The organism is Flavobacterium sp. (genome assembly GCF_043779715.1).
In the GTDB taxonomy this organism is placed as follows: domain Bacteria; phylum Bacteroidota; class Bacteroidia; order Flavobacteriales; family Flavobacteriaceae; genus Flavobacterium.
The window spans coordinates 1-2,470 of record NZ_JAYWDT010000265.1 but is presented as its reverse complement, the minus strand read 5'-3'; the positions used below and the strand labels follow the sequence as shown (position 1 = coordinate 2,470).

At 33.3% G+C, this 2,470-nt stretch carries 2 protein-coding genes; both read left to right on the top strand.

What is annotated here, in order from left to right; translation table 11 throughout:
• The first annotated feature begins 79 nt into the window (after window positions 1–79).
• Window positions 80–754, top strand: a complete 675-nt coding sequence (locus tag ACH2BG_RS12745; protein WP_395048072.1) for an NAD-dependent deacylase — start codon at window positions 80–82, stop codon at window positions 752–754.
• Window positions 755–947: 193 nt separating this feature from the next.
• Window positions 948–2,291 (top strand): adenylosuccinate lyase, encoded by a 1,344-nt coding sequence (gene purB, locus ACH2BG_RS12740; protein ID WP_395048071.1) that lies wholly within the window; start codon window positions 948–950, stop codon window positions 2,289–2,291.
• Window positions 2,292–2,470 lie beyond the last annotated feature (179 nt).

The window sequence follows — 2,470 nt, the reverse complement described above, 5'->3', positions numbered from 1 at the left end:
TCTCATAGTTATAATTACCTGATGAGATTCCTCGTTCCTCGTAATGACAAGTTTGAGGTTAAGAAATAATTTAATAAAAATGAAGAAATTAGTTGTTTTAACTGGAGCTGGAATTTCTGCCGAAAGTGGTATAAAAACCTTTCGTGACAGCGACGGACTTTGGGAAGGTCATAATGTTATGGATGTTGCTACGCCAGAAGGTTGGGATAAAAATCCGGCTTTGGTTCTCGATTTTTACAACAAACGTCGCCAGCAACTTAAAGAGGTAAAACCCAATGAAGCACATTTAATTTTAGCCGATTTAGAAAATGATTTCCATGTACAAATTATTACACAAAACGTGGATAATCTGCATGAAAAAGCAGGAAGTTCGAATGTTTTGCATCTTCATGGCGAATTATTGAAAGTTAGAAGTACGAAGAACGAAAATTATATTTTGGATTGGTCGGAGGATTTGAATCTTCACGATTTTGATGATAAAGGAAATCAACTTCGTCCACATATTGTATGGTTTGGCGAAGACGTTCCTGTTTTAGAATACGCAGTCGAAGTAGTGCAACAGGCCGATATTTTAATCATTGTTGGCACTTCGTTACAAGTATATCCAGCAGCAAGTCTGATGCATTTTGCGCCCGAAGATTGTCCCGTTTATTACATAGATCCAAATCCTGCAAATGTTAGTAATGCACCACTGAATTTTAAAATTATTGAAGCGATAGCATCAAAAGGAATGAAATTTTGCAAAAGGAATTAAAGAAATGACAATTTCAATTTCAAAAATCAATAACAAACTTCAAGATTTCTAAAATTTCTCAAATCTGTGTTCCAAATATCAAAAAACAATAACAATATCAAAAAGCAATTTCAATCTAAAAATCTAACCGTCTAAGTTATCTAATTTTCTAATTTTCTAATTATCTTTGCGCTTTTAAACAACAACACAACAAATGCAACTAACTGAATTGAATGCTGTTTCGCCAATAGATGGTCGTTATAGAAGTAAAACCAAATCACTTTCAACCTATTTTTCTGAAGAAGCCTTAATAAAATATCGCGTTTTAGTAGAAATCGAATATTTCATTGCGCTTTGCGAGGCTAATTTGCCACAACTTTCAGGAATAAATCCTACTATTTATGAGGATTTGAGAAATATTTACAAAAATTTCTCGACCGAAGATGCACTTTGGATAAAAGAAACCGAAAAAATAACAAACCACGACGTAAAAGCAGTCGAATATTTCATCAAAGAAGCTTTCGAAAAGTTAGGTTTGTCGCAATATAAAGAGTTTATTCACTTCGGATTAACTTCTCAGGATATAAATAATACAGCCATTCCGCTTTCTACAAAAGAAGCGTTCGAGAAAGTATATTTACCATCATTAATAGGTTTGGTTTCTAAACTAAAAGAATTGAGTGTAGAATGGGCAGCGGTACCAATGTTAGCAAGAACGCACGGGCAACCCGCTTCGCCAACGCGTTTGGGTAAAGAAATTGGTGTTTTTGTAGAACGATTGGAAGAGCAAATGCGTTTGTTATTTAATATTCCTTTTGCAGCAAAATTTGGTGGTGCTACAGGAAATTACAATGCACATCATGTTGCTTATCCGAATACTGATTGGAGAAAATTTGGTAGTGATTTTGTAGAAGATACACTAGGTTTACATCATTCTTTTCCAACAACACAAATAGAACATTACGATCATTTTGCCGCTTTTTTTGATGCTTTAAAAAGAATAAATACCATTATAATCGATTTAGATCGAGATATTTGGACCTATGTTTCGATGGAATATTTCAAGCAAAAAATAAAAGCAGGCGAAATTGGTTCATCGGCAATGCCACACAAAGTAAACCCAATTGATTTTGAAAATTCGGAAGGGAATTTAGGAATTGCCAATGCTATTTTCGAACACCTTTCGGCAAAATTACCATTATCTAGATTGCAACGAGATTTGACTGATAGTACCGTTTTAAGAAATATTGGTGTGCCTATGGGACATACTTTAATCGCTTTTGAAGCAACACTAAAAGGATTAAACAAATTACTACTAAACGAACCAAAATTTCACGAAGATTTAGAGAAAAACTGGGCAGTTGTGGCAGAAGCTATTCAAACGATTTTGCGTCGAGAAGGTTCTCCAAATCCTTACGAAGCCTTGAAAGGACTAACAAGAACCAATACAACAATTGATAAAAAAGCGATTCATGATTTTATTGCGACTTTAGATGTTTCTGAAGCGATTAAAAAGGAATTGTTAGTGATTACGCCAAGTAATTTTTTGGGAATTTAATTTTTATATTGAAGACAAATTTTCGAGTTGTGCATCATGCTAAAACATAAATAACGGATTAAATGAATACAGAAAATTTCAAGAAAATTATTGTAAAAATAACTGGGATAATTTCTGTCATTCTATTATTATGTTTTTTTCTCTTTTTTATAATTCTGCTTGTTGAAGGAAATATCATA

What these genes read in the sequence shown, in the direction of transcription:
- ACH2BG_RS12745 (WP_395048072.1), top strand. Translation starts at nt 80, where the DNA reads ATGAAGAAATTAGTTGTTTTAACTGGAGCTGGAATTTCTGCCGAAAGT.
- purB (WP_395048071.1), top strand. Translation starts at nt 948, where the DNA reads ATGCAACTAACTGAATTGAATGCTGTTTCGCCAATAGATGGTCGTTAT.